Raw genomic sequence first — 1,876 nt, 5'->3', positions numbered from 1 at the left:
CACGCACTAATCAATCATGAAAAATCACGGTTAACGCCTGACGAACATACAAGGTCCGAGTCAAATGGGGTTATACTCGGGGTCGTCTCAGAAAACGGAATCTATGGTCACTCCCGTTTTTGCAACACCGATTTTGACGACAAGTTGGCTTGCTTGAATCTATCCGGCGTCTGAATGGGATTTTATTCCCGCGCCTTGATGAGTTCCGCGCCTGATGAACCTCCAGAAAATATACGGCTTCAATGAGCCTTTCCGTTTTACAGGTTCCTCAACAGGCCGGTGGGCCGTTAGTATCATCAATATCAGTATTCGCAAAACCAGATCAGTAATTCTTTAAACCGGTGTATTTCTGCCGTTATGCTACATAAGTTTGCTGTCGTGCCGTTAGGGCCCAGGCTATTCTGGCCAGCTTGTTTGCCAGAGCACAAGTGACGACAAAGTTGCTTTTCCGACACAACAACTCCCTGACCCAGTCGGCCAACTTGCCAGACTGGTGTTCCAGTTTTTGTATGAATACCCTGGCACATTGAACCAACAAAGTTCGGATCTTTTTATTACCTCGCTTACTAATTCCCAGCAATGTCGTCCTACCTCCCGTGCTGTACTGCCGAGGTACAAGCCCTGTTGCCGCCGCAAAGTCACGGCTGCTGGCGTACTGCTTCCCGTCGCCAATCTCAGTTGAAATAGTACTGGCAGTCAGCGTTCCAACGCAGGGAATACTCAGCAAGCGCTGTCCAACCTCATCTTCGTCCAACTTTCGTTTCAACTGAGATTCCAGATCTTTAATCTGCTCAACAAGATAGTGATAATGCTGTTGTAATTTCAGCAGTAACTGGCTGAGATAAAGAGGCAAACTACTGTCCTCAAGAAGGGTACTCAGTCGACTAATAACGGCAGCACCTCGCGGAACGCTGATACCAAATTCCAGCAGAAAAGCATGCATCTGATTAGTTGTTTTCACCTTATCCTGAACCAGGGATTCACGGACACGATGCAGAGCCCGCATTGCCTGCTGAGATTCCGTTCTGGGCTGCACAAAACGCATAGACGGACGCGATGCAGCTTCACAAATAGCTTCGGCGTCGACAAAGTCGTTTTTATTGCTTTTAACGAACGGGCGGACAAATTGTGGTGATATCAGCTTTGGGGAATGCCCCAACTCTTCCAACTTGCGTGCCATAAAGTGAGAACCGCCACAGGCTTCCATCGCGATGGTTGTTGCCGGGCATGTCGCCAGAAATTCGATTAGCTTTGGTCGGGTGAATTTTTTACGGTAAACGGCCTTCCCACGATGATCCTGACAATGAATATGGAAAGAGTTCTTACCCAGATCGATACCAATAAGCGCAATGTTTTCCATGATGGTTCTCCGAATGAAAGCCTGTCCTCAGCATAGTACTGGGAAGGAGGGAGTGACCATCTCATTAAATAAAGCACGCTAAGCCGGTGGCAGCGGTCGCAATGGCCTAAACTTCCCCGCACCGACCTTGGCGCTGCTGCGCCATAGGTAATCGCCGGTCAGGTTGATGTGCTCCCACCCCAGCGGCGACAGGTATTGCAGCAGCTCGCTATCCACCGACTTCCCCGCTTCGCTCATCGCCTGGGTGGCGCGTTCCAAGTACACCGTGTTCCACAGCACGATGGCGGCCGTCACCAGGTTGAGACCGCTGGCCCGGTAGCGCTGCTGCTCGAAGCTCCGATCCCTGATTTCGCCGAGGCGGTTGAAGAACACCGCCCTGGCCAGGGAGTTGCGCGCCTCGCCCTTGTTCAGTCCGGCATGCACGCGGCGACGTAGCTCTACGCTTTGCAGCCAGTCGAGGATGAACAGTGTGCGCTCAATCCGGCCCAGTTCGCGCAAGGCCACGGCCAGACCGTT

The 1,876-nt window shown here is 51.8% G+C and carries 2 protein-coding genes; both read right to left on the bottom strand.

Going from position 1 to position 1,876, the window contains the following annotated elements:
- Window positions 1-355: 355 nt before the first annotated feature.
- Window positions 356-1,360 (bottom strand): IS110-like element IS4321 family transposase, encoded by a 1,005-nt coding sequence (locus R7070_RS24655; RefSeq protein WP_160187930.1) that lies wholly within the window; start codon window positions 1,358-1,360, stop codon window positions 356-358.
- Window positions 1,361-1,438: 78 nt separating this feature from the next.
- Window positions 1,439-1,876 (bottom strand): Tn3 family transposase (locus R7070_RS24650; protein ID WP_318141339.1); only part of this gene is annotated, 438 nt, incomplete at its 5' end.

This window comes from Vibrio sp. 1557, assembly GCF_033340175.1.
GTDB lineage: Bacteria > Pseudomonadota > Gammaproteobacteria > Enterobacterales > Vibrionaceae > Vibrio > Vibrio alginolyticus.
This window is presented reverse-complemented; position numbering and strand designations above follow the sequence as displayed.

Coding starts and splice junctions, on each gene's coding strand:
- R7070_RS24655 (WP_160187930.1), bottom strand. CDS start 1,360: ATGGAAAACATTGCGCTTATTGGTATCGATCTGGGTAAGAACTCTTTC.